This is a genomic window from Aeromonas sp. s5, assembly GCF_040907865.1.
Classification (GTDB): Bacteria; Pseudomonadota; Gammaproteobacteria; order Enterobacterales; family Aeromonadaceae; genus Aeromonas; species Aeromonas dhakensis.
The window spans coordinates 152,377-175,236 of sequence record NZ_JBFOCO010000032.1; the positions used below are offsets into that span (position 1 = coordinate 152,377).

Sequence of the window (22,860 nt, forward strand, 5' to 3'; positions counted from 1 at the left end):
TTACCTCGTCTTTATCGCATAGTGACGCTCGGCCCATTTCAGTGCCGAGGTGGAGACCGCAGTGAAGATCAGGAAGATCAGGGCCACCGCCATGTAGAAGGTGAAGGGCAGCTGGGTCGAGCCCGCCGCCAGGGACGCTTTGCGCACCATGTCATCGAGCCCGATGATGGAGACCAGCGCCGTGGTTTTCAGCAAGACCAGCCAGTTGTTGCCAAAGCCCGGCAGGGCGTGGCGCATCATCTGGGGAAACAGGATGCGACGAAATACCTGGGTTGCCCGCATCCCGAAGGCGCGGGCCGCTTCCAGCTCGCCCTTGTCCACCGCCAGGATGGCGCCGCGGAAGGTCTCGGTCATGTAGGCGCCGAAGATGAAGCCGATGGTGGCCACCCCGGCCGCAAACGGGCTGATGTCGATGTAATCGGGCAGCAGGGAGACCCACTCCTGGTTGGGATTGCTCGCCAGCAGGTAGTTGTTGTAGGTCTCGTTGACCCAGGTACAGAGGTTGTTGATGAGCACCTGACCGCCGAAGAACAGCAGCATCATCAGCACCAGATCGGGAATGCCGCGGATGACGGTGGTGTAGGCGGTGGCAAAGCCGCGGGCCCACTTGTAGGGGGAGAGCTTGGCCAGCGCCCCCAACATGCCGAGCACCAGCGCCAGCAGCAGGGAGGCCAGCGCCACTTCCAGGGTGACCCAGGCCCCCTCCAGCAGGGAGGTTTCGTATCCTTTCAAATCAAACATATGCAGTTCCATCGCAACTAAGCGGGCCCATCACTCCCTGGCGAGAGACGACGGGCCCGATGACTACAGACGAGGGTCAACCTGTCGCTATTGTGCGTGTCACGCCCTGGCTCCTGCCTCTGGCAGCGAGCCTTGGGGGTTATTCGCCGTAGACGTCGAAGTCGAAGTACTTGTCGTTGATCGCCTTGTACTTGCCGTTGGCACGCAGCGCCAGGATGGCGGCGTTGAATTTCTCTTTCAGATCCTTGTCGGCCTTGCGCACCGCGATGCCGGCGCCTTCACCAAACCACTTGGGATCGGTCAGTTTCGGGCCCACAAACTCGAACGCATCGCCGCCCTCTTTCTTGAGCAGACCGTCGCTGATGGCGGCGGAGTCGGCCAGCACGTAGTCGACGCGGCCGGATTTCAGGTCGAGATAGGCCTCATCGGCGGTGCCGTAACGCTTGATGGTGGCGTTGGGGAAGTTGTCGGTAATAAAGGTGTCCATGGAGGTGGCACGCTGCACCGCCACTGTCTTGCCATCCATGAAGGCCTTCTCCAGTTTCACCTCGGTGCCTTTCTTGGCGGCGAAGCGGGCCGGAATGTGCTGGTACTTCTGGGTGAAGTCCACCTTCTTCTTGCGCTCTTCGGTGATGTCCATGGTGGCGATGATGGCGTCATATTTGCGCGACAGCAGCGCCGGAATGATGCCGTCCCAGTCCTGCTTGACCAGGGTGCACTTCACCTTCATCTCCTCGCACAGGGCGTTGGCGATGTCGATGTCAAAGCCTTTCACCTCGCCGCTCGGCTCGGTCCAGGAGAAGGGGGGGTAGGCACCTTCGACACCGATCCGCACCTCTTTCCACTCCTTGGCCATCAGGCTGCCGGAGGACAGGGCAGTAACCATGGCAGTCGCCAGCATCAGCTTGTTCATGTATCTCTCCTTGATAAAGTCATCGACTGTTGCAATTGCAGATTGTTGGGCTCAGCTCCGGCCATCAATAGATGGAGGAGATGAATTGCTTGAACCGTTCGGACTTGGGATGGGCGAAGATCTCCTTGGGATTGCCCTCCTCCTCCACGCGGCCCTGGTGCAAAAACATTACCTTGTTCGACACATCGCGGGCAAACGACATCTCATGGGTCACCACCAGCATGGTGCGCCCCTCTTCGGCCAGCTCGCGCATCAGGCCGAGTACTTCGCCCACCAGCTCGGGGTCGAGCGCCGAGGTGGGTTCATCAAACAGCATTACCTCGGGTTCCACCGCCAGCGCCCGGGCGATGGCCGCCCGCTGCTGCTGGCCGCCGGAGAGGTGACCCGGGTAGTAGTCGCGCCGCTCCCACAGCCCTACCCGGTTGAGCAGGTGTTCCGCCTTGGCAATGGCCTCGGCGCGGGGCACCTTGAGCACCTGGATCGGCACTTCGATGATGTTCTGCATGATGGTCATGTGCGACCAGAGGTTGAAGCTTTGAAACACCATGGCCAGCCGGCTGCGAATGCGCTCCACCTGCCGCATGTCTTCCGGCAGACGTTCACCGGTGCGGTTGGTTTTCATGCGAATAAGCTCGCCATGGAGGGAAACCGTGCCGGAAGAGGGTGTTTCCAGCAGATTGATACAGCGAAGAAAGGTCGACTTCCCCGAGCCGGAGGAGCCGATAAGGGAGATGACATCCCCCTTGTGGGCGGTCATATCGATGCCCTTGAGCACTTCGTGGGTGCCGAAATACTTGTGCAGATCACGAACTTCCAGTGCGGCAACGTCGCTCATCCATTACAACCTTGTCTGTCCCTAGACGCCGCTGGGGCGTGACTCACGCCATCGCTTATTTAACAAAAAGTTAACCGATGGCAACCTTCAGCGAAAATATCACTCGGATAGTCAAAAAACAATACAGAACCGAGGTCTTTGGTGTTTTGTCTGTATTTTTATTGGCCAAACAGGTATTTTTCAGCACTTTATCTGCATAAAATGCCAATCACCCCGGTTCGATGACACCGCCTTTTTATACCCGCAGCGCACTACTGGCAAGAAAATTCCGCCCATCATGCCATAAGGCAGCCGAAGTGGCTTTATTCACCCGCCCCGCCCTCGCATCCCGTTGAAAAATCGCCGGCTCGCGCCGTTTTTGGATTGCACCAGGGTGGGTAGATGCCCCGAAACGGGGCCTCATTTCATACCAGAAACATAACAAATCGATAAAAAAGTTCCGGATGAGGCAGGCAAACACACAAATATGTGACACAGGGCCAATAAGTGATGATAAGGTGTCATTTTTGTCAGTTTTTGTGATCGAGGCCCCGATGTTGCTCAATGTGTTGCTGATCCTGCTGCCGCTTGTGATCGGCTATCTGGTACCCCTCTCCTCCGCCCGTTTGATCAAGCTGGTCAATCAATCGCTGGGCAAGATGGTCTATCTCATCTTGTTCCTGATGGGGCTGGGGCTCGCCTACGTGGAGAACCTGGGCAGCAACCTGGCGGTGATCTTCAAGGTGGCCGGCGTCATGCTCGCCGCCATTACCCTGTGCAACCTGCTGGCCCTCTGGTGGCTGGACCGGCGCTCCCCCCCTACGCATGAAGCCAGCGACGGCCAGATGCCGAGCAAGCTGCACCTGTTGTGGGAATCGCTGCAGCTCTGCTTCGTGGTGCTGGGCGGCGTCTTGCTGGGGCTGCTGGTGGACCTGCGCGCCCTGCCCATCGACAAGTGGAGCGAGTGGGCGCTGATGCTGCTGCTGTTTCTCATCGGGGTGCAGATGCGCAACTCCGGCATGCGACTGCGCCAGATCCTGCTCAACCCCTGGGGCATGAAGATCGCCGCCACCGTCATCGTCAGCAGCTGGCTCGGCAGCCTGCTGGCCGCCCAGTTGCTCGGCATGCCGCTGGCCCACGGCCTGGCCCTCAGCTCCAGCTTCGGCTGGTATTCGCTCTCCGGCATCCTGGTGGCCGACAAGCTGGGGCCGGTACTGGGCTCTGCCGCCTTCATCAACGATCTGGGGCGCGAGCTCATCGCCATCCTGATCATTCCGGTGCTGATGCGCCGCCACCCCTCCGCCGCCATTGGTTATGGCGGCGCCACGGCCCTCGACTTCACCCTGCCGGTGATCCAGAAATCCGGCGGCATCCAGGTGGTGCCGGTGGCCATCGTCTCCGGCTTTATCCTGAGCCTGCTCGGCCCCATCCTGATCCTGGGCTTCCTGGCCATCTGATCTCGACCCGCTGACTGGCCCACGGTCAACAACAACAAGCCCGGCACTGCTGCCGGGCTTGTTGTTTAAAAGAGGGGTGGCCTGACCTCACAGATTCCTCATCAATTCCGATATTCAGCTGCACCAGCGGCCGCCGCTCATCACCCGCTCGATGGTGAGCGTGTCGGGGTCGATCAGCAGCAGATCCGCATCCTGCCCCACCGCCAGCGTGCCCTTGGCCGCCAACCCCAACGCCCTGGCCGGATTGGCTGTCACCACTGCCAGCGCCACCTCCAGTGCGATCCCCTTGCTGCAGCTCCCCACCAGTGCCTGCCACAGGCTGCCTATCTGGCCGCAGCGCAGCTCGATGAGACGCCCCTCACCATCGAAGCGCGGCAGGCTGGCGTTGGCGTCCGAACTGAAGCTGATACGCTCGGCAGGCACCCCGGCCGCCAGCAGCGCCACCAGGGCGTCGGCCGCCAGCAACTCACCATCGTCCAGCAGGTCCGGGAAGCTCGAGGTGGTGAGATCGACCCAGCCGCCGGCCCGGCCCCACTCGATGGCCTCGGCAAACAGCCAGGGATTGCGGTTGCAGTGGGTGGGGTAGAGCTGGCGCAGCGGGATGTCGGTGCCATCGCGCAGGGCCCGCAGCGGTGCCAGCGCCCCACGCCCGTCCCCCAGATGAAAGAAGCTCACCCCGCTCTTGCCCGCGAGTAGCCCGGCCACCCGCGCCTCGCTCACCAGCCGTGCCAGCTCGTCGTGGGTCGGCGCGCTGGATCTGTGATCGCTGATGGCCACCTCCCCCACCCCCAGCACCTCAGGGATGAGCATGATGTCGGACTCCACCGTGCCGGTGAGGGTCTTGACCGGCAGATGGTAGGAGCCGGTATACATGAAGGCGCTCACCCCGGCGGCGCGAAACTCGCGCACCTTGCCGAGCACCTGGGCCGGGCTGCGGGTCAGGCTGTCGGTGCCAAGCGCCGCCACCAGGGTAGTGACCCCGGCGCTCAGCGCCTCCCTTGCCGAGAGCTCCGGGGTACGAAAACCAAAGCCCCCCTCGCCACCACCGCCGGTGATGTGGGCCAGCGGATCCACCAGTCCGGGCACCAGATAGCGGCCGCGAGCGTCCACCCGTGTCAGCGGCCAGTCGGCGGGGACAGACAATCCCTGCCCGAGCCAGGCGATGCGGCCATCTGCCACCAACAGATCCTGGCGGCCAAGCGGGGTCGGACCATAGAGTTCGGCCCCTTCGATCAGGGTCAACATGCGGCATGCTCCTCGTGATGTTGATGTGCGCCGTAAAGCGGCAGCCATGCTGCACTCTACCCAGCCGACGGTCAGGGAGGGAAGCACTTCCTCACGGCCAGGCGGCCGTTTTCATAGGCAAGGGCCGCCGGATCCGCTAGGCTCAGCGGCAATCCCTTTGGCTGGTTCCCCCTTCATGAACTATCTGGCTCATCTGCATCTGGCAGCCCATACCCACAGCTCCCTCACCGGCAACCTGCTGGGGGACTTCGTCAAGGGCGCCCTGCCCACCGGCCTCGCTACACAATTTGACGAGGGGATCTGGCTGCACCGCAAGATAGACGCCTTCACCGACGGCCACCCCGAACACAGGGCGGCGGTGGCCTGCTTCGAGGCTCCCTGGCGTCGCTTTGGCGGTATCCTGGTGGACATGCTCTATGACCACTGGCTCAGCCTGCACTGGCCGCAGTTTCATAACGAGGCCCTGCCCCGCTTCCTGCAACAGAGCTACGGGCGCCTGCTGGCGGATGCACACCAGCTGCCGGAGGGGCTGCCCCTGCCCCTCAAACGAATGGCAGAGCAGGACTGGATCGCCTCCTATCAGCGCAAAGAGGGACTGGCGCAGGCCCTCAACGGCATAGGTCGCCGGCTGAGCCGCCCGCAGCCTCTGGGAGAAGCGCTCACGACCCTGGACGCGACCCGCTGGCAGCAGTGCGAAGAGGGCTTTCTGCGCTTCTATCCCCAGCTGATGCAGTTCAGCGTGCAGCAGCTGGCCCACTATCGTGGCGGGGATGAACGGCCGCAGCCATGAGTACCCCGCGAAATGACGGCAAACACACTCTCTTTCGCTCCCCGTACTTCACGAGAGCATAACTCCGGTTGAGCTGGGGTAAGGAATATTTGCTTGGCAGTGACCCTTGATGGAAAAGATTTCATTCATTGAATATATATTTTCATATATCGCTCTGGCTGCAAAAAAATCAACGCCAATGAAGGCCCCACATAAATGGGGCCACACCAGCTCTGACTGACATTATTTTCATATAAAAACGCCTGTCGAATGCCGCTGCTATTATCCATGACCTCCAGAATAATAAAAAAGTCATTGACTAGCCAGCATTAATTATTACCCTCACGGTAATGGATATGCTTCATTTAAAATCCGCTGACATATTCATTGCGAGAATAACATTCTCGATATCTGTCAATTGTAAGATTTTACAATGTCGATTAAAACCTGGAGAATTATGATAATGGAGATCAGGCATTCAACATTATGGATGGCCGTCAGTGCCATGCTTCCATTAATGGCTCATGCAGCCACCCCGCTGGATATAGATGCTCGCTGGAAACAGGAAGCCGTCATTACCCACCCGGATCATGCGCGCTACCCAAATACGGCAGCGGCAATTCAACAACAGCGCAAAAATATTTTCGACTGGCGCACCCAACACCTGCAAGTTGGCATGTCTTCGATAAGCGGAGAAGATGAGCTGATGACCAGCCCATTCTATATCTGCGAAATAGAATCGCTCTATAATATTCCGGGTGGCGCAGCCATCACCTCGGATATCATGGGCCCGGGTAATCAGCTTCCTCCCGCCACAAGCTGCACCAGGCGGGTAGCCAGATCCATCGCAGACAAAATACCCGACATGGACCCAAATAGCGGTTGGGAGCTCCTCAAATTCAATCTTGGCTACAAGATGCAGCATTATGCCAATGCGAAGTCCGTCTGGTCTGCCGATGGGGATGATGCATTCTCGACCAACCAATACCCCTACCTCATTCTCTACAACCGGATGACGGCAAAACTGCGGGTGATGGGATATTTCCCTGGCTACACCATAGGCACCGGCGTTGCGGTGACGCTCTCCACCACTGGCAAATCCAAGCTCTTTGACAGCAACCAGAGCGCGGATGCCCGATTCTACTCCAGCAGCAAGACCGGCTTTGGCGCCATCAATAACGCGCAGGATGGTGGCTGGGGGGTGACCGACTTCCAGGTGAATCTGGATCCCTGTTCCGCCGGTTCAGATGAGATTGACTTGAACATCAAAATCAGTCCAAAAGCGATCGCCAATGTTGAACTGTATGGGCATGCCACCGGTATCTCGCAGAATATCACCGACGAGGGTATCGGCGATCCGGCGGCCTATCTGATGGATGTCTCGGGTAGCTTGAGCGACAACCTGGAACAGGCCGGCAATTATACCGTCAGCAATCTCTCCGACCTGCAGAATGTCTTCGGCGGCATCAACGACTCCGCCACCTCCAATGCCGTGGCCAGCGATGCCCTGGGTGCCGCAGGCGACTTTCTGGGCGGCATGATGGAGCTGGCTCCGGGGGGAAGCAGTGTAACGGCAGGCTTCAAGGCACTGGCCGGCACCCTGTCTGGCGTGGGATCCATCTTCGGAACACAGGCGGCGGCCGTGCCCGGCTACAGCCCAATCATTCCACAAATCTCCTTCTCGGAGGTGTATTTGCGGGGTGAAACGACCTCCTCAGATCCTGGCATCACGGTCAAACTGAAAATGCCGGGCAGTTTGTCCACCGCCTGGCAAGATTTTGGCGAAAATGGTGCCAGTGATATTTCGTTCCCGCTCTATGATGAGCCCATGGGCTTGTTCACCCTGTTGACCACCCCGAAGGTCCGTGTCGACAAGACCTATAGCGATCGCTCCAGCTCCCAGGGATACAAGCTGGTCACCACCTTCATCCCCTCCAACGTCGTGCTGGCAAGCAATGCCAAGTCGGGCTTGACCATGAGTGGCTGGAACACGACCGAGAATACCGGCGTCAATCTCACCGGGAGATTGAAGATCAAATATCTGGTCAGTGCTGATGTCACCCCGCAGTTCACCAACCTTCACGATATAGATGGCAATAATGACAGCTTCTCCTATGCCGCTATGTCTACCAATGGCAGCAGTTCCAAGCTGTATACGGTAGTCACCGATGATGTGCCCTTGATGTATTTGTACGACCGCTTGAACAGCAAGCGCCCGAGCATTTCATTCCAGGGGGGAAAAGGGGTTGTGGATAGCATCTCCCTGATCGTCACGGCGAAGAATAATTCCGCCACCCTCCATGACAACATATTGAATAAAGACATTGCCATGGTGAATAAAACGGACGCCGAGGGGAAATTCGTTCCCTATTATTTGACCATGAAAGAGTATCCCGCCACCTTGAGTTATACCAAGGACACACTGGATCCGGACAGCGATGCCAAGCGCCTGATCAATTCAGGACAACTGGGCAATGTGACGCTGACTCCCAAGCAAGGTCTTGATATTCGTCTCGGTGCACCATCAAGTCAGGTCACCATAAAGAACTATTGCGCGGCAGAAGGGGAATATAACAAGCCCCATGAGGTCAGAAGCGATGGCACCTATGCCATCTATGCCGATGAAGACATGGCTTATTATACCTATGACCCCAAACAAGTCAGTCAGTCTCAAAACAACTACCTGACTCTCGGCGCCGATGGTGCTTACAATCCTGCCATGACCTGGGGATTTCTCTCATTCAACCTGGGTGAATATGTTGCCAAATATGGCAACAGAAAACCTAACTCGGTTTCATTGAGAATTGAGCAGTACGATCCCGGCACCGTATATATTTCCAGTTACTGGAGTTACTACTTCTTCAGCGCCAACGCCTCAACCTGGGCGATGCGACAAAACAGCTGGAAAGAGTACCGGCCCAAGTTCAGCGACCAAATCACCTACTCCAGTGAACAGGTGGCCTGGGTTGATGTCACTGACTTGTTCAATGCCGCCCTGGACAGGGCAAAAACGGGGAGTGGCAATACCTATGAACAACCAAGATTGAGCTTCGCACTCGATCCCGGTTATGCCAGTTTCTACGATAAATATGTCTATACCTCGGAGGCAACCCCGGCCAAAGCGCCCCAGCTGACCATTCATTTCTAAGCGAACGGCAAGCGTAGCCAAGGCCACTTTGGCCATAAAAAAGTCCCTGCCTTGGCAGGGACTTTTTATTTGGGGCGCGCTCTGCACTGTGGTCGCAGCGACAGCCCGTGTTCCCCTGCAAGCCGGGGTAGAAACTCAGCGGGTCAGCTGTCGGCATCCTTTTTCTTGCGAATGCTCAGGCCCAGCTCGCGGCCGCGCAGGCGGGCGTAATAGATGGTGCCGATGAAGGCGAGCACGGTGAACACCAGCTCCACCACCGCCAGCCACCGCTCCCCCTCATCCGTGGTGATCAGGGTCAGGGCGTGCAGGAAGTAGGGCATCAGCACGAAGTTGCCCCAGGCGTGGGTGTAGGGGTTGCCCTGCACAATCCCCTTGAGCGGGAACAGCAGCGGCACCGTCCAGATCACCGGCAACAGCCATGGGTTGAGGTCGGGATGGGGCGAGAGCCACAGATGCCACAGCAGCACCCAGCCCAGCAGGCCAAAGAAGCCGACCAGGGTCAGCAGACGGGCGAAGCGGGTGCTCACTTGAGGATCTCCAGCACCTGCTCGGGGGGGCGGCCGATGCGGGCCTGGCCGTTCTTGATGACGATGGGGCGCTCGATGAGCTTGGGATTCTGGTGCATGGCGCGAATGAGGGCGTCACCGCTCACCTCGCCAAGCCCCAGCTCCTTGTAGAGATCTTCCTTGGTACGCATCAGCTGGCGCGGATCGCTGAACCCCAGCTGGCTCAGCAGGGTGCGGATCTCTTCCTCGCTCGGGGCCTGCTCCAGATAGAGCACCACAGCCGGGGCGATCCCGTGTTGTTCCAGCAAGGCCAGGGTTTCACGGCTCTTGGAGCAGCGCGGATTGTGGTAGATTTGGGTCTCGCTCATGATAACTCCCTGATTAATCGCAAGATGGGACAAGAAACGGCGCTATTGTAGGGGAAACTGATGGTCAGGGTAAGCGCGAGAGTGCAGGAATTGAAACGAATGTGTTGGCTGATTGTGGCCGGCCTGCTGACGGCCTGCAGCCCGGCGCCCCAGTTCACCGACAGCCAGCACCTGCCGGTGGCCCTGGCCGACTTTGCCGGCAAGCCGCTGTTGGTCAACTACTTCGCCCCCTGGTGCGCCCCTTGCCTGCGGGAGCTGCCGCTGCTGGAGGCGCTGGCGCGGGAGGGAGAGATCGCCGTGGTGATGGTCAACTATGACCCGACCACACCAGCCGAGCTTCGCAAACTGGCCGGGCAGTACCGCATCCAGGTGCCGCTGCTCATCCCCCGGCAGGAGGCGAGCCTCCCCTTCCCCCGTCCCGCCGGGCTGCCCACCAGCTATCTGCTCGATGGCAAAGGAAAACTCCTGCAGACCCTGATGGGAGAACTCACCCCATCGCGGGTCGAGGCCCTCAGGGCTTCCGTCAAGCCGGCTGGCCACTGAGCCTGACCCCTTGCCGCCGGCCGCTCTGTTTCCCCGCCCTTCCCCCCTGTTGTTGCCCATCGGCCACCTGCATCAACGACAAGGGCGCCCCCTGGTGCGCCCTTGTCGTGTGTGAGAACCGCTGGCCCGTCAGCCCTTGAGGCTGTCGAGATCCTTCTTGGCCCGCTCCAGCTCGGTGATGCGCGCCTCCAGCCTTGCCAGGGTCAACTTGTCGTTGGTGGTGCCGCGCGCCACGATCAGCTCGTCAATGGCTGCCTGGTAGTCACCGCGCAGGGAGAGCATCTCGGCGCGCGCCATGTGCAGCTCGGTCATCCTGCCCGCCTTGCGATAGGCATCGGAGAGCAGGCTCCAGGCCAGGTTGTTCTCTTCGTGCTCACGGGCATAGGGGTCGAGAATGGCGATGGACTTCTTGTAGTTGCCCCCTTCCAGGTAGGCGTTGCCGAGGTTCACCACCACTACCTCGTTGTCCGGCATGCGGGTGCGGAACTTCTCGAGCCGGGCGATGGCCTGGGCGCTGCGCCCCTTGGCCAAGTCGATATCGGTGAGGGCATCCACCACGAACAGATCTTCCGGGTGGCGGGTCGCCAGCTCCTGCATCAGGGCGTCGGCCTCATCGGTGCGCTTGAGCTGCAGCAGCGCCAGCGCCTTGCCGTAGATGGCCGCATCCTTGAGCGGGTAGTCCCCCTTCTGCAACCGGTTGTCGAAATAGGTGAGCAGGGCCTGCGGGCTCTCGGTGCCAAAACGCACCTGGATGCGCACCTTGGCCAGCCAGAAGTCGAGGCTCGGTGGCAGATTGCGACGGCCATAACTGCCCGCCCGGGCGCGCGCCTCGCTGATCCGGGTCTCCGGCAGCGGGTGAGTCAGCAGCATCTCCGGCGGCTTGCTGGCGTAGCGATACTCGGCCGCCAGCTTCTGGAAGAAGTTGGCCATGCCCATGGGATCGAAACCGGCGTCGTAGAGGGTCTTCATGCCGATCCGGTCCGCTTCGTATTCGTTGTCGCGGGTGTAGTTGATGGCCGACTGCATGGAGAGACCCAGCGTGGTCTGCAGCGCGGCGATCCCTGCGGTGGGGTTGATCACCGCCAGCGCAATGGAGCCTACCAGCCCGGCCAGGGTCATGGCGGAGCTGCTCGCCTGCGCTTCCATATAGCGGGCGATGTGGCGCTGGGTCACGTGGGTGATTTCGTGGGCCAGTACCGAGGCGAGCTCGCTCTCGCTGTCGGCATAGAGAAACAGGCCGGTGTGCACCTTGACCCGCCCGCCGAGGAAGGCGGCCGCGTTGATGCTGGGGTCGTTGATGAGGAAGAAGGTGAACGGGAAACGCACCCCGTCGGCGTTGGAGAGCAGCCGCTGGCCCAGATCGTCGATGTACTGGCTCAACACGGGATCATCTATGATCGGCAAACCGGCCCGGGCAAAGCGCATGAAGGCGCTGCCGTAGCGCACCTCCTGCTCGATGGGCAGGGCGGCCACCCCGGCGGTGCCGATATCGGGAAGCTGGTTGCTGGCCTGGGCATGGAAAGTGGCGCCCATCAGGGAAGCCAGCAGGGGGAGCGATGCCATCAGGGGGGAAAAGCGTGCCACGTTATCTCTATCTCCAATCAGACCCTACCGGGACACCGGCAGAATACCCTTGCCCATCAAGGGCTACAAGCGTTGTTTCGCGCTCTCATCACGGCCATAATAGCCGCCATCACGCGCGATGGAGCCTCCATGGAATACCTCGACCTGACCCCCTGGCGTTGCCCCGAGCCGCTGATCCGGCTCAAGCTCTGGCTGCGCCAGGCCAAAACCGGTCAAGCCCTCGCCATCCGGCTGGCCGATGCCGGCTCACGGCAGGACATTCCCGCCTATCTGCAGCGCCAGGGTCACCCCTTCACCTTGCAGGAAGCGCCGGACAATACCCTCTCTTTGCAGTTGGTGGTCGGGGCCAGGCACCACAGCCAGCCCCAGTAACGTAAAGGATGTCGCCATGTTAGAAGTCATCAAGCGCTGGTATCAGACCCGTTTCTCCGATCCCGATGCCGTCACCCTGTTTCTGCTGCTGGCGGCCTGTTTCGCCGTGCTCTGGCTGTTTGGCGATCTGCTGGCGCCACTGTTGGTCGCACTGGTGATGGCCTATCTGCTGGAGTGGCCGGTAAGCCGGCTGCAGCGGGCCGGGCTCTCCCGCACCCTGGCCACCAGTCTCATCCTGCTGCTGTTCATCGCCCTCACCGCCATGGCGTTTCTCGGCCTCATCCCGACCCTGGCAAGCCAGGGGCTGAACCTGGCCAAGGAGTCCCCGGCCATGCTCTCCCATGCTCAGGACTATGTGCGCACCCTGCCGGAACAGTACCCCGAGCTGGTCGATGTCAGCCTGGTGGAGACCGTCATCGACAACATGCGCCAGCGTATCCTGAGCGGGGGCGAGCAGCTGGTGACCGCCTCCCTCGGCTCCCTCATCAACGTGGTGGCCATCCTCATCTACGCCATCCTGGTGCCCTTGATGGTCTTCTTCATGCTCAAGGACAAAGAGATATTGATGGGGGGGCTGCGCCGCTTCCTGCCGCGCAACCGCACCCTGGTCAACCGGGTCTGGGTGGAGATGAACGAGCAGATCCTCAACTACATCCGCGGCAAGGTGATCGAGATCCTCATCGTCGGAGTGGCGACCTATATTCCATTCGCCCTGATGGGGCTGCGCTACTCGGCGCTGCTGGCGGTGGCGGTGGGCTTCTCGGTGCTGATCCCTTACATAGGCGCCGCCGCGGTGACGGTGCCGGTGGCCATGGTGGCCCTGTTCCAGTGGGGGCTGACCCCCGAGTTCACCTGGCTGATGGTGGCCTATCTGGTGATCCAGGCCCTCGACGGCAATCTGCTGGTACCTCTGCTCTTCTCCGAGGCGGTCAACCTGCATCCGGTGGCCATCATCGTTGCCGTGCTGGTGTTTGGCGGTTTGTGGGGCTTCTGGGGGGTCTTCTTCGCCATCCCCCTCGCCACCCTGGTCAAGGCGGTGCTCAATGCCTGGCCCAAGCGCGAAGAGCTGCCCGCCGTGCCCAAATAATGCGATAGTCGTGCCTGGCCATCGATGACAACGGAGTGTCCATGAAGATATTGAACATGCTCACACGGACGGGGCTGGCGGCCCTGCTCCTGACCACCCTGCCGGCCCGGGCCGATCTCGATATCGGGGCGCTCAGCGCCTTCTCCAGCGACAGCCCCGACAGCCCCATTCCCAAAGGGTTGGTGCTGGGCGGGGCCGTCATCGGCGGTCAGGCCCGCTACCAGCACCAGGATGACACCCTGCTGCCGATCCCGGGGGCCCTCTACTTTGGCGACAACCTGATGTATCTGGGGGATCGGGCCCGCTACTACCTGAGCCGCAATGGCGGCCTCTCCACCTACGCCTTCGGCCGGATGCGCTTTGGCAATCTGGATCCGGACGATGATCCCTTCCTGCACGGCCTCGACAAGCGCAAGGGTGAGTTCGAGGCCGGGATCGGGGCCGATCTCATCACCCCCTATGCCCTCTGGAGCGTGCGGGCCACCAGCGACGTGACCGGCACCAGCAATGGCCAGGAGCTGATGCTGTGGGCCAACTTCCCCATCATCTGCGGCCCGCTGCTGCTGATGCCGGGGGCCGGCGTCATGCTGCGCAGCCACAACCTCGCCAACTACTACTTCGGTGGTGTCTCGCAAGATGAAGCGAGGGCGGACAGGCCGGCATGGAACACCGGCACCACCCTCTCCCCCATGGTCTCCCTCATCGGCAGCTATCGCTTCAACGCCAACTGGATCGGCGGCTTTGGCATCAACTACGAACGCTATGACGGCGACATCGCGGACAGCCCCCTCGTCCAGCATCAGGGGGAACTCTATGCCGGGCTGGGGCTCGGCTATATCTGGTAACGCCCAGACCACACCCGCATCAAAGAGAAAAGGAGCCCATGGCTCCTTTTCTTGTTATCCGGCAGAGAACACTGTTACAGGCGGGCCAGAAACTCAGCCAGCGCGCCGTTGACGAAGGCGGGGTTCTCCAGCGAGGCGATGTGGCCGGCCGCCGGGATCTCCTTGAACGGGCAGCCCAGCACCTCGGCCATCAGATAGCCTTCCAGCACAGGGCGAGCCTTGTCCTGGCAACCGGTCATCACCAGCGCGGGCACGCGGATCTCTTCCAGCCACTCAATGCGATCTTCGCGGGTTACGAAGCTGCGGCCCACCGCCACCATAGCGGCCACCTTGTCGGCCGGCCAGGCGGCGAGGCGCGCCTTGAAGCCGCTCATCAGGGCGGCATCCGGCTGGTCGGCAAAAAACAGCGGCGCCACCTGCTCGACGATGGGAGCCGGAATGGTGCCAAGCTGCTCGATCATGGCCAGCATGCCGAGGTAGCGCTCGCAGGTGATCTGGGGCTCGAGGCCGACGAAGCTGTCCATCAGCACCAACCCCTTGAGGCGCGCGGGCGCCATGCGCGCCAGCTCCACGCCCCACATGCCGCCGATGGAGAGACCCACCAGCACGAACTCGTCGATGCCGAGCGCATCGAGCAGGGCCAGGTGGTCGCGGGCCAGGGTCGCCAGGGTGCAGCCCCCCTCGGGCAGCGCATCGGAATCACCGTGGCCCCACAGTTCGGGCACGATGCAACGGTACTGCCCCTTGAGGGCCTCCACCTGGGGCGCCCACATGGCGCTGTCCCACAGATAGCTGTGACCAAACAGCACGACCGGGCCCTGCCCCTCGTCCAGATAGGCCATCTGGCGGCCCGCTATCTCCATAACTTGCTTCATGTTTTCTCCTGTTGCCAACAGCCGGTGATGAGACGGCAGTGCACATCGCCATCACTGGCGTCATGTTTTTTCTATTGCCTGCCGGAGGCTCGTGAGGCGGCAGTGTAACACGACCCCCTTGGCAGTGACGCTCGCCTGGTGCAATCTGGAAAGGACTCAATAAGGAGACAATCATGCCGAAGGACAAGAGCAAGAAGCGCCCGCGCCTGGACAAGAAGACCTACGAGCACCACCTGGCCCATCTGCAGGAGGAGCTGGTCAAGCTGCAGGAGTGGGTCAAGCAGGAGGGGCTGAAGGTGGTGGTAGTGTTCGAGGGCCGCGACGCCGCCGGCAAGGGTGGCGTCATCAAGGCTATCACCGAGCCCCTCAACCCCCGGGTCTGCCGGGTCACGGCGCTGCCCGCCCCCTCGGACCGGGAGCGCTCCCAGTGGTACTTTCAGCGCTACGTGGCCCACCTGCCCGCTGCCGGCGAGATGGTGCTGTTCGACCGCTCCTGGTACAACCGGGCCGGGGTCGAGCGGGTGATGGGCTTTTGCAGCGACAACGAGTATCGCGAGTTTCTGCGCGCCTGCCCCGAGTTCGAGCGGATGCTGACTCGCTCCGGCATCACCCTCATCAAGTACTGGTTCTCGGTCAGCGACGAGGAGCAGGAGAAGCGCTTCAAGGAGCGGATCAGCACCCCCATCAAGCGCTGGAAATTCAGCCCGATGGACCTGCAATCTCGCTCGCGCTGGGTCGAATACTCCCGCGCCAAGGATGACATGTTCACCTACACGGATACCGAGGATTGCCCCTGGTTCGTGGTGGAGGCGGACGACAAGCGCCGCGCCCGCCTCAACTGCATCTCTCACCTGCTGGGCAAGGTGCCCTACGAGGCGATCCACTACGAACACATAGAGCTGCCCCCTATCAGCACCGAAGGTTACGAGCGCCCGCCGCTCACCAGCCAGCACTTTGTGCCGGACATCACAGCTGCGCTCGAGGCCTGAGCACTGCCACCTCGCCTGCCGTTCTCGCCAAACGGCAGGCAATAAAAAGCCGGTCTTGCGACCGGCAAAAAGGCATTGAATATAAAGAAAAGGAAACCTCGGCAGCCGCCCCTTGTCAGGTGCGGATGTATTTGGCCGTGCGCGGGAAGGCTTGCTCCTTGGCATCGAACAGGTAACAGGCCTCGGCCGGAATGCCGACGCTGTACTGCTGGCCGGTGGCCACGTCCACGTCGGAGCTGGCCTTGACGGTGAAGTCGTGGCCCGCCACGTCCATGTAGACGAAGGATTCGGCCCCCAGGTGTTCAGCCACCTGCACCACCCCGCTCACGCGGCTGTCGGCATGGGCGTGATCGAGCGGCACCAGGTGCTCGGGACGAATGCCCAGCTCCACTTTGTCGCCAACCGCGCCGCGGCGGGCATCGACCCGCACCCGCACGCTGTCGTCCGTGGTCAGCTTGACCAGGCACTCCTGCTCGCCAATCTCCACCAGCTCGCCCGCCAGGAAGTTCATCTTGGGGGAACCGATGAAGCCCGCCACGAACTTGTTGTCCGGGTTGTGGTAGAGCTCGAGCGGGGTGCCGAACTGTTCCAGGTTGGTGGTCGCATCCGCCTTGAGCGGGCTCAGTACCACGATGCGGTTGGCCAGGGTCATGGCCTCCACCTGGTCGTGGGTCACGTAGATGATGGTGGAGTTGAGCTCCTTGTGCAGCTTGGCGATCTCGATGCGCATCTTGACCCGCAGGGCGGCGTCGAGGTTCGACAGGGGTTCGTCAAACAGGAACACCTGTGGCTGCTGGACGATGGAGCGACCGATGGCGACCCGCTGGCGCTGACCGCCGGAGAGGGCCTTGGGCTTGCGGTCCAGCAGCGGCTCGAGACCCAGGATCTCGGCGGCGCGCATCACCCGCTTGTGGATGTTCTCCTTGTCCATCTTCTTGAGCTTGAGGCCGAAGGCCATGTTCTCGTAGATGTTCATGTGCGGATAGAGGGCGTAGGATTGGAACACCATGCCCACGTTGCGCTCCACCGGCGGCACGTCGTTCATGTAGCGCCCGCCGATGGTCAGCTCGCCGCTGGTGATGTCTTCCAGACCGGCGATCATCCGCAGCAGGGTGGACTTGCCGCAACCGGACGGACCGACGAAGACGATGAACTCCCCTTCCTTGATGGCCAGGTTGATATTGCGCAGGGTGTCCTTGTGGACAACCGGGTCGTAATTTTTGCGAACGTTGTTGAGTACTACTTCAGCCATGTCGAGCTCCGCTCTTGAATCTTTGCAAATCGTGATGGCGGGGGGAGTCGGCTCCCCCGGCCATGAACCGTTAACCTTTCACGCCGCCGGCAGTGAGACCACCCACCAGCCAGCGCTGGGCGAGCAGGAAGACGACCGTGATGGGGAAGCCCGACAGCACGGCGGCCGCGGCGAAGTCACCCCACAGGTAGTTCTGCGGATAGAGGTACTGCTGGGCCCCGACCGCCAGGGTCAGGTTGTTCACATCCTGCAGCAGGATGGAGGCCATGGGCACCTCGGTGATGGAACCGATGAAGGCCAGGATGAACACCACCGCCAGGATGGGCACCGACAGCGGCAGCAGGATCAACCGGAATGCCTGCCACGGAGTGGCACCGTCGATGGCCGCCGCCTCTTCCAGGGAGGAGTCGATGGTCTCGAAGTAGCCCTTGATGGTCCAGACGTGCAGGGCGATGCCCCCCATGTAGGCCAGGATCAGGCCGCCGTGGGTGTTGAGACCCAGCCAGGGGATGTAGTCACCAATCTTGTTGAACAGCGCATAGATGGCCACCAGTGCCAGCACCGCCGGGAACATCTGAAAAATCAGCATGCCCTGCAGGATGGTGGACTTGCCACGGAACCGCAGGCGGGCGAAGGCGTAGGCACAGGTGGTGGAGAGCACCACTATCATCAGGGCGGTGATGCCCGCGATCTTGATGGAGTTCCACAACCAGGTCAGCACCGGGAATGGCGGCGGCGTGATGCTGCCGTCGGCGTTGGTGATGGACATGCCCAGCGCCAGCTTCCAGTGATCCAGGGTTGGGTTGGAGGGGATGATCTCCCCTACCGCGAAGTTGCCGTTTCTAAACGAGATGGCGATGACCATGATCAGCGGGAAGATGATCAGTGCCAGGAAGCCCCACATCACCAGGTGGGTTGCCCACACCCGGTATTTGACTGATTTGGGTTGTACGATTGCCATGTTGAAGCCTCCTTACAGTTGCTTGTCGGCTTTGGACAATTTCAGGTTGAGCAAGGCCAGCGCACCCACGATGAGGAAGATGGCGGTGGCGATGGCACTGGCCAGACCGTAGTCCTGACCACCCGAGCCCTGGAACGCGATCCGGTAGGTGTAGCTCACCAGCAGGTCGGTGGTCCCGGCCGGGGTGCTGGCGCCAATGATGTCCGGCGCGCCGTTGGTCAACAACTGGATAAGCACAAAGTTGTTGAAGTTGAACGCGAACGAGGCAATCAACAGGGGCGTCAGCGGCTTCATCAGGAGCGGTACTGTGATCTTGAAGAAGTTCTGCACCGGACCGGCACCGTCCATGGCGGACGCCTCATAGAGATCTTCCGGAATGGCTTTGAGCAGGCCCATGCAGAGGATCATCATGTAGGGGTAGCCAAGCCAGGTGTTGACGATGAGGATCATCACCTTGGCCAGGAAGGGGTTGGTATACCAGTCAGGCTTGATGCCGAACGCCGCTTCCAGGAACAGGTTGATCTCGCCGAAGTTCTGGTTGAACAAACCCTTGAACACCAGGATGGAGATGAACGCCGGGATGGCATAGGGCAGGATCAACATGACCCGGTAGAAACCGCGCCCCTTGAGAGACTCCCACTGCACCAGACAGGCCAGCACCATGCCGATGGCCAGGGTGAAGCCCACCGAACAGGCGGAGAAGATCACGGTCCAGACGAAGATCTGCAGGAACGGCGCCTGGATACCCGGGTCGGTGACGATGCGGGCGAAGTTCTTCCAGCCCACGCTCACCACGAAACCGGGTGCCACGCTCTTGCCGACGAATTGGCCCTGCTCATCGATATATTGATAGAAGCCGGTGTCGCCGTTGGGCAGCATCAGCTCGCCGCTCTGGTTGTCACGCAGCAGATTGCTGTCTTTGATCACCACCCCGGACTTGAGCACGGCACCGTCCAGCAGACGGGTGTACTGCTGTTTCTGGGCGGCGAACTTGCGCAGGCTGCTCAGGGTCAGGTGGGTTCCGCCATCTGGCAGCACCAGATCGAGGGCGCTCAGGTGGGTGCGGTGGTCGACGATGGCCCGGATGGGCGCCACCTGATCCACGGCCTCACCGGCCAGGGGTTGCAGCTGAACAACTTGTACCTTGTCATGAACCCTGCCCTCGCGGACAGCCAGTTCACGGGCCTTGTTGTTCATCAGGGTAACGGGTTGACTGATAAAGGATTGGTCGTCCTGTTTCAGCAGCAGCTGAAACTGATTGTTCTCACCACCCAGGAGGGTGAAATCGAATTCACCGCCCGCCACCTTATAGGTTTTTTTCAGATGGTAATCCCGCGCCTGCTCGATGGAGAGCAGGTTGGATCCCGAATAGTTGGTGAAGGCGATGCCGATCGTGTAGGCAAGAGGGAAGATGATAAAAACAACCATGCCAGCCACACCGGGGAAGATATAGCGGTGGGCATAGGTCTTCTTGTTCATGAAGACATACAGACCGACGGAGACCACCACCAGATCAAGCAGAGCGAATACCCACTCACCGCTGGCGTACATCATCACGGCTGCATAACCGTTGAGGATGGCTACCAGGGCAGCAATGGTCCACTTAAGCCAGGTGTGCTTATCCTTCGGACCGGCATAGGATTCGATAGAAGGTACTACTTCCATGCCAATTAACCTTTATAACGCCAAGAGAGATTTGAGAGAGTGGGAGGCCGTTGCGGCCTCCCGGGTAGTGCGTGCTTACTGAACGATACGCTTGGCAGCGGTATCCAGGGCTTCGTCAACGCTCTGACGGCCGGAGGTCACGTTCTTGAGGGCAGTTTCGAAGGAGGACCAGAAACGGCTCATTTCAGGCACGGACGGCATCGGCTCGCCATTCTGGGCGTTCACCATGGTGGCCTTGATGTGCGGATCCGCTTCCAGGGTCTTCTGGAAGGACTTCAGCGCCACGGCGCCCAGCGGCTTGTCGGCGTTGACCGGAGCCAGACCGGCATCGGTCAGCAGGTAGTTTTCCAGGAACTCGATGGCCAGATCCTTGTTCGGGCTGGCGGCGTTGATGGTGGCACCCAGCACGCCGACGAAGGCCTTGGCCGGTTTACCCTTCAGGGTCGGCAGGGAGGCAACGCCGTACTTGATGCCGCTCTTGTCCAGGTTGCTCCAGGCCCAGGGACCGTTGATCATCATGGCCACTTCGCCCTTGTTGAACTTGGCGTCCATCACACCGTAGTCGATGCCTTTTTCCAGATGACCGGACTTGATCATCTCGGAGATGTAGCCGACACCGGCCTTGGCACCCGCGTTGTTCACGCCGGTATCTTTCACGTCATAACCGGTAGCGGTCTTCTTGAAGGCGTAGCCACCGTTGGCAGCCACCAGCGGGTAGCTGAAGTAGGGGGTGTCATAGGCCCACATGATGGCGCGCTTGCCGCTCTTCTTCAGGGTCTCGTCAATCTTGGCGATCTCTTCGAAGGTCTTCGGCGGCTCCGGCAGCAGATCTTTGTTGTAGATCAGGCTGACGGCTTCGACGGCAACCGGATAACCGTAGGTCTTGCCATCGACGGTCATGGCATCCCAGGCGAACTGTTCAAACTTGGCTTTGGTGGCGGCATTCGGGGTCACGGGGACCAGCAGACCGGCCTTGACCCACTCACCGTAACGGTCGTGAGCCCAGAAGAAGATGTCCGGGCCGTTGCCGGTGGCAGCGGCTTGCTGGAATTTCACTTCCACCTGATCAGGGTGAGCAACCGTCACCTTGATGCCGGTTTCGGCTTCAAATTTCTTACCTACTTCGGCCAGACCATTGTATCCCTTGTCACCGTTGATCCAGATGGTCAGTTGGCCTTCGTCAATGGCGGCAGTGGCAGAGCAAGCCACACCCAGAGTAGCCAGACCGATCAGGGATGACAGCAATTTCTTTTTCATGAGCCTTTCCTTGTATTAGTTCCGCGCTGCAAGAGCATTGTGTGCGAGATGAATATTATCCCAAGCCGTTACCGCCTCACATGACGCAACTCGCATTTTTGAAACGCAATTACGTATTTTCTTCCGGAAAGTTCTGAAAACATTTTCTTATTTCAGGGGGTTAACGCCATTTATTGGCATATTTATCGCCAAATTAAGAAATTAAATTACCAAAGAGAAATAAATAAACATGAATGAAAGGGTTTTCACCTCATTGAAAACCCTTTCACAGGGATTATTCTGTTTAATTTGTTAACAAATCACCGAGTTGGTTTCGCTGCCACCTACCCCGTTAAATAAAAAGACACCGCAGCAGGCTGCGGTGTCTTTTTGCCAAAAGTGGAAAGCAGATCACATTACGACTGGCGTAACAGCTGATCCTTGAGGTTGGGCGGCACCCCCTTGATGGTCAGGGTATCGGTCTGGGGATCGTAGAAAATCCGGCTGTTGAGCAGCTTCTGCTCGAAGCTCAACGTCAGCCCGCCACCGGAGCCGACGAACTTGGTCAGCCCGCGCAGGGTGGAGCGGTCCGCCGGGAAGCGCTCTTCCAGCTCATACTCCTGACCGATGAAGCTGTAAAAATCGAGGTCGCCCTCCCCTGCCTCTTTTGACGAGAGCTCCGCCGACAGCTCCCTGATCTCGATCTCTTCACCGGCGCTGGCCTGCTCGGTGCAATATTTGAAGACCTGTTTCTTGTAGTCGTTGCGCTCGGCCGGTTCGAGCTGGCGGCTGTCGCAATAGTCATCCACCGCCTGCAGCAGCCCCTTGTTCTGGATCTTGGCATCCATCCCCTCACGGGCACCCAGCAGATCCATGAAGAAATCCCCCAGCTTGCGACCGACCCGGCCCTTGCTGAAGGTGATGTAACGGCGCGAATCAGCCTGGGTTTTCCATTCGGTGAGATCGATGCGGGCCACCAGGTTCAATTTGCCGATATCCAGATACTGGATGTGGCGCAGTTCCAGCGCCTCGCTGACGGTGACGCTCTCCTTGCCCTCCAGCAGGGCGATCATCAGATAATCCACACCCACGTAGTTGTACTTGGCAAACAGCAGTACGCCCTGCTCGTCGAGGGCGTGCTCCACCAGCTGCTTGACCAGCAGCTGGGTCATCTCCACCGAGAAGGGCACGAATTCGAGCTGCTCGTCCAGCAGCTTTTCCAGCGCGATGCGAAACAGGGGAGAGGGTTGTTTGGAGGCCTCTTCCCCCTCTGCCAGCTCGGCGACGGCGGCCTCGGGGTCGGCGAAGAAGCCAAAGCCCTTGCCCCCCTTGCCGTTGTAAATGCGGTGCAGCTCCGCCATCAGCCCCTGTACTGCCTCATCGGCAGGCAGAAGCTGGCTGCGGGTGTCGGCGTGAGGTTGACCATCGCCGCCCTGGCGCAGGGAGTGAAGAATGATCTTGTCGATATCGAGACTCATGTCACAAAGCCA

21 protein-coding genes are annotated in these 22,860 nt (G+C 60.3%); 8 read left to right on the forward strand and 13 right to left on the reverse strand.

Features of this window, described 5'->3' with window-relative positions:
• The 3 genes from AB5Y94_RS18850 to AB5Y94_RS18860 form a co-directional block, all read right to left on the reverse strand.
• Window positions 1-741: an ABC transporter permease gene (locus AB5Y94_RS18850; protein WP_005299635.1), complete on the reverse strand. Its 741-nt coding sequence runs from the start codon at window positions 739-741 to the stop codon at window positions 1-3.
• A 139-nt stretch (window positions 742-880) separates the two neighbouring features.
• Entirely contained in the window at window positions 881-1,654 is a 774-nt protein-coding gene (locus tag AB5Y94_RS18855) for an ABC transporter substrate-binding protein (protein ID WP_017765964.1), read from the reverse strand.
• 64 nt (window positions 1,655-1,718) lie between these two features.
• Window positions 1,719-2,489 (reverse strand): ABC transporter ATP-binding protein, encoded by a 771-nt coding sequence (locus AB5Y94_RS18860; RefSeq protein ID WP_005299631.1) that lies wholly within the window; start codon window positions 2,487-2,489, stop codon window positions 1,719-1,721.
• A gap of 533 nt (window positions 2,490-3,022) precedes the next feature.
• On the opposite strand from AB5Y94_RS18860, the gene AB5Y94_RS18865 reads away from it, so the two are divergent.
• Window positions 3,023-3,925: a lysine exporter LysO family protein gene (locus AB5Y94_RS18865; protein WP_010634358.1), complete on the forward strand. Its 903-nt coding sequence runs from the start codon at window positions 3,023-3,025 to the stop codon at window positions 3,923-3,925.
• A gap of 114 nt (window positions 3,926-4,039) precedes the next feature.
• Here the strand turns inward: AB5Y94_RS18865 and iadA are convergent, their stop codons facing one another.
• The gene (gene iadA / locus AB5Y94_RS18870; protein ID WP_319870671.1) at window positions 4,040-5,170 is read right to left on the reverse strand and encodes a beta-aspartyl-peptidase; all 1,131 of its coding nucleotides are present in this window, start codon (window positions 5,168-5,170) and stop codon (window positions 4,040-4,042) included.
• 175 nt (window positions 5,171-5,345) lie between these two features.
• On the opposite strand from iadA, the gene AB5Y94_RS18875 reads away from it, so the two are divergent.
• Window positions 5,346-5,960, forward strand: coding sequence for an ACP phosphodiesterase (locus AB5Y94_RS18875; RefSeq protein WP_368206302.1), 615 nt, complete (start codon window positions 5,346-5,348; stop codon window positions 5,958-5,960).
• A gap of 844 nt (window positions 5,961-6,804) precedes the next feature.
• Window positions 6,805-9,087, forward strand: coding sequence for a hypothetical protein (locus tag AB5Y94_RS18880; protein ID WP_195878729.1), 2,283 nt, complete (start codon window positions 6,805-6,807; stop codon window positions 9,085-9,087).
• Between the two features lie 143 nt (window positions 9,088-9,230).
• On the opposite strand, the gene AB5Y94_RS18885 is transcribed toward AB5Y94_RS18880, so the two are convergent.
• Both AB5Y94_RS18885 and arsC read right to left on the reverse strand, forming a co-directional pair.
• Window positions 9,231-9,614: a DUF2069 domain-containing protein gene (locus AB5Y94_RS18885; protein WP_017781717.1), complete on the reverse strand. Its 384-nt coding sequence runs from the start codon at window positions 9,612-9,614 to the stop codon at window positions 9,231-9,233.
• Window positions 9,611-9,961, reverse strand: coding sequence for an arsenate reductase (glutaredoxin) (gene arsC / locus AB5Y94_RS18890; protein WP_010634363.1), 351 nt, complete (start codon window positions 9,959-9,961; stop codon window positions 9,611-9,613). The genes AB5Y94_RS18885 and arsC overlap by 4 nt, the downstream gene beginning before the upstream one ends.
• 60 nt (window positions 9,962-10,021) lie before the next feature.
• On the opposite strand from arsC, the gene AB5Y94_RS18895 reads away from it, so the two are divergent.
• Window positions 10,022-10,504 carry a TlpA disulfide reductase family protein gene (locus tag AB5Y94_RS18895; RefSeq protein WP_195878382.1) on the forward strand — a complete coding sequence of 161 codons (483 nt, stop codon included), beginning with the start codon at window positions 10,022-10,024 and terminating at the stop codon, window positions 10,502-10,504.
• Between the two features lie 129 nt (window positions 10,505-10,633).
• On the opposite strand, the gene AB5Y94_RS18900 is transcribed toward AB5Y94_RS18895, so the two are convergent.
• Window positions 10,634-12,088 (reverse strand): M48 family metalloprotease, encoded by a 1,455-nt coding sequence (locus AB5Y94_RS18900; protein ID WP_368206303.1) that lies wholly within the window; start codon window positions 12,086-12,088, stop codon window positions 10,634-10,636.
• Window positions 12,089-12,217: 129 nt separating this feature from the next.
• Here AB5Y94_RS18900 and AB5Y94_RS18905 point away from each other — a divergent pair, with 129 nt between their 5' ends.
• The 3 genes from AB5Y94_RS18905 to AB5Y94_RS18915 are packed head-to-tail and all read left to right on the forward strand — an operon-like array spanning window position 12,218 to window position 14,392.
• Entirely contained in the window at window positions 12,218-12,460 is a 243-nt protein-coding gene (locus tag AB5Y94_RS18905) for a sulfurtransferase TusA family protein (RefSeq protein WP_017779381.1), read from the forward strand.
• A 16-nt stretch (window positions 12,461-12,476) separates the two neighbouring features.
• Window positions 12,477-13,547: an AI-2E family transporter gene (locus AB5Y94_RS18910; RefSeq protein ID WP_017786655.1), complete on the forward strand. Its 1,071-nt coding sequence runs from the start codon at window positions 12,477-12,479 to the stop codon at window positions 13,545-13,547.
• Window positions 13,548-13,603: 56 nt separating this feature from the next.
• Window positions 13,604-14,392: a MipA/OmpV family protein gene (locus tag AB5Y94_RS18915; RefSeq protein ID WP_368206304.1), complete on the forward strand. Its 789-nt coding sequence runs from the start codon at window positions 13,604-13,606 to the stop codon at window positions 14,390-14,392.
• Window positions 14,393-14,466: 74 nt separating this feature from the next.
• Here AB5Y94_RS18915 and AB5Y94_RS18920 read toward each other — a convergent pair whose 3' ends face one another.
• Entirely contained in the window at window positions 14,467-15,267 is an 801-nt protein-coding gene (locus AB5Y94_RS18920; protein WP_201988538.1) for an alpha/beta fold hydrolase, read from the reverse strand.
• Between the two features lie 173 nt (window positions 15,268-15,440).
• On the opposite strand from AB5Y94_RS18920, the gene ppk2 reads away from it, so the two are divergent.
• Window positions 15,441-16,256, forward strand: coding sequence for a polyphosphate kinase 2 (gene ppk2 / locus AB5Y94_RS18925; protein ID WP_368206305.1), 816 nt, complete (start codon window positions 15,441-15,443; stop codon window positions 16,254-16,256).
• A 115-nt stretch (window positions 16,257-16,371) separates the two neighbouring features.
• Here the strand turns inward: ppk2 and AB5Y94_RS18930 are convergent, their stop codons facing one another.
• The 5 genes from AB5Y94_RS18930 to yejK all read right to left on the reverse strand — a co-directional run bounded on the left by AB5Y94_RS18930 (window position 16,372) and on the right by yejK (window position 22,848).
• Complete coding sequence (locus AB5Y94_RS18930) at window positions 16,372-17,508, reverse strand: ABC transporter ATP-binding protein (protein ID WP_368206306.1); 1,137 nt, start codon at window positions 17,506-17,508, stop codon at window positions 16,372-16,374.
• Between the two features lie 70 nt (window positions 17,509-17,578).
• Window positions 17,579-18,469, reverse strand: coding sequence for a maltose ABC transporter permease MalG (malG, locus tag AB5Y94_RS18935; protein WP_005299600.1), 891 nt, complete (start codon window positions 18,467-18,469; stop codon window positions 17,579-17,581).
• A 12-nt stretch (window positions 18,470-18,481) separates the two neighbouring features.
• Window positions 18,482-20,134, reverse strand: a complete 1,653-nt coding sequence (gene malF, locus AB5Y94_RS18940; protein WP_005299595.1) for a maltose ABC transporter permease MalF — start codon at window positions 20,132-20,134, stop codon at window positions 18,482-18,484.
• Window positions 20,135-20,209: 75 nt separating this feature from the next.
• Window positions 20,210-21,391, reverse strand: coding sequence for a maltose/maltodextrin ABC transporter substrate-binding protein MalE (gene malE, locus AB5Y94_RS18945; protein ID WP_005299593.1), 1,182 nt, complete (start codon window positions 21,389-21,391; stop codon window positions 20,210-20,212).
• 395 nt (window positions 21,392-21,786) lie between these two features.
• A complete protein-coding gene (gene yejK, locus AB5Y94_RS18950) occupies window positions 21,787-22,848 on the reverse strand; it encodes a nucleoid-associated protein YejK (protein ID WP_026139243.1) in 1,062 nt (353 codons plus the stop codon).
• Window positions 22,849-22,860: the final 12 nt, after the last annotated feature.

Excerpts from the sequence above, each read along its gene's own strand:
- AB5Y94_RS18850 (WP_005299635.1), bottom strand. The coding sequence starts at position 741 with ATGTTTGATTTGAAAGGATACGAAACCTCCCTGCTGGAGGGGGCCTGG.
- AB5Y94_RS18855 (WP_017765964.1), bottom strand. The coding sequence starts at position 1,654 with ATGAACAAGCTGATGCTGGCGACTGCCATGGTTACTGCCCTGTCCTCC.
- AB5Y94_RS18860 (WP_005299631.1), bottom strand. The coding sequence starts at position 2,489 with ATGAGCGACGTTGCCGCACTGGAAGTTCGTGATCTGCACAAGTATTTC.
- AB5Y94_RS18865 (WP_010634358.1), top strand. The coding sequence starts at position 3,023 with ATGTTGCTCAATGTGTTGCTGATCCTGCTGCCGCTTGTGATCGGCTAT.
- iadA (WP_319870671.1), bottom strand. The coding sequence starts at position 5,170 with ATGTTGACCCTGATCGAAGGGGCCGAACTCTATGGTCCGACCCCGCTT.
- AB5Y94_RS18875 (WP_368206302.1), top strand. The coding sequence starts at position 5,346 with ATGAACTATCTGGCTCATCTGCATCTGGCAGCCCATACCCACAGCTCC.
- AB5Y94_RS18880 (WP_195878729.1), top strand. The coding sequence starts at position 6,805 with ATGGACCCAAATAGCGGTTGGGAGCTCCTCAAATTCAATCTTGGCTAC.
- arsC (WP_010634363.1), bottom strand. The coding sequence starts at position 9,961 with ATGAGCGAGACCCAAATCTACCACAATCCGCGCTGCTCCAAGAGCCGT.
- AB5Y94_RS18895 (WP_195878382.1), top strand. The coding sequence starts at position 10,022 with ATGGTCAGGGTAAGCGCGAGAGTGCAGGAATTGAAACGAATGTGTTGG.
- AB5Y94_RS18905 (WP_017779381.1), top strand. The coding sequence starts at position 12,218 with ATGGAATACCTCGACCTGACCCCCTGGCGTTGCCCCGAGCCGCTGATC.
- AB5Y94_RS18910 (WP_017786655.1), top strand. The coding sequence starts at position 12,477 with ATGTTAGAAGTCATCAAGCGCTGGTATCAGACCCGTTTCTCCGATCCC.
- AB5Y94_RS18915 (WP_368206304.1), top strand. The coding sequence starts at position 13,604 with ATGCTCACACGGACGGGGCTGGCGGCCCTGCTCCTGACCACCCTGCCG.
- AB5Y94_RS18920 (WP_201988538.1), bottom strand. The coding sequence starts at position 15,267 with ATGAAGCAAGTTATGGAGATAGCGGGCCGCCAGATGGCCTATCTGGAC.
- ppk2 (WP_368206305.1), top strand. The coding sequence starts at position 15,441 with ATGCCGAAGGACAAGAGCAAGAAGCGCCCGCGCCTGGACAAGAAGACC.
- AB5Y94_RS18930 (WP_368206306.1), bottom strand. The coding sequence starts at position 17,508 with ATGGCTGAAGTAGTACTCAACAACGTTCGCAAAAATTACGACCCGGTT.
- malG (WP_005299600.1), bottom strand. The coding sequence starts at position 18,469 with ATGGCAATCGTACAACCCAAATCAGTCAAATACCGGGTGTGGGCAACC.
- malF (WP_005299595.1), bottom strand. The coding sequence starts at position 20,134 with ATGGAAGTAGTACCTTCTATCGAATCCTATGCCGGTCCGAAGGATAAG.
- malE (WP_005299593.1), bottom strand. The coding sequence starts at position 21,391 with ATGAAAAAGAAATTGCTGTCATCCCTGATCGGTCTGGCTACTCTGGGT.
- yejK (WP_026139243.1), bottom strand. The coding sequence starts at position 22,848 with ATGAGTCTCGATATCGACAAGATCATTCTTCACTCCCTGCGCCAGGGC.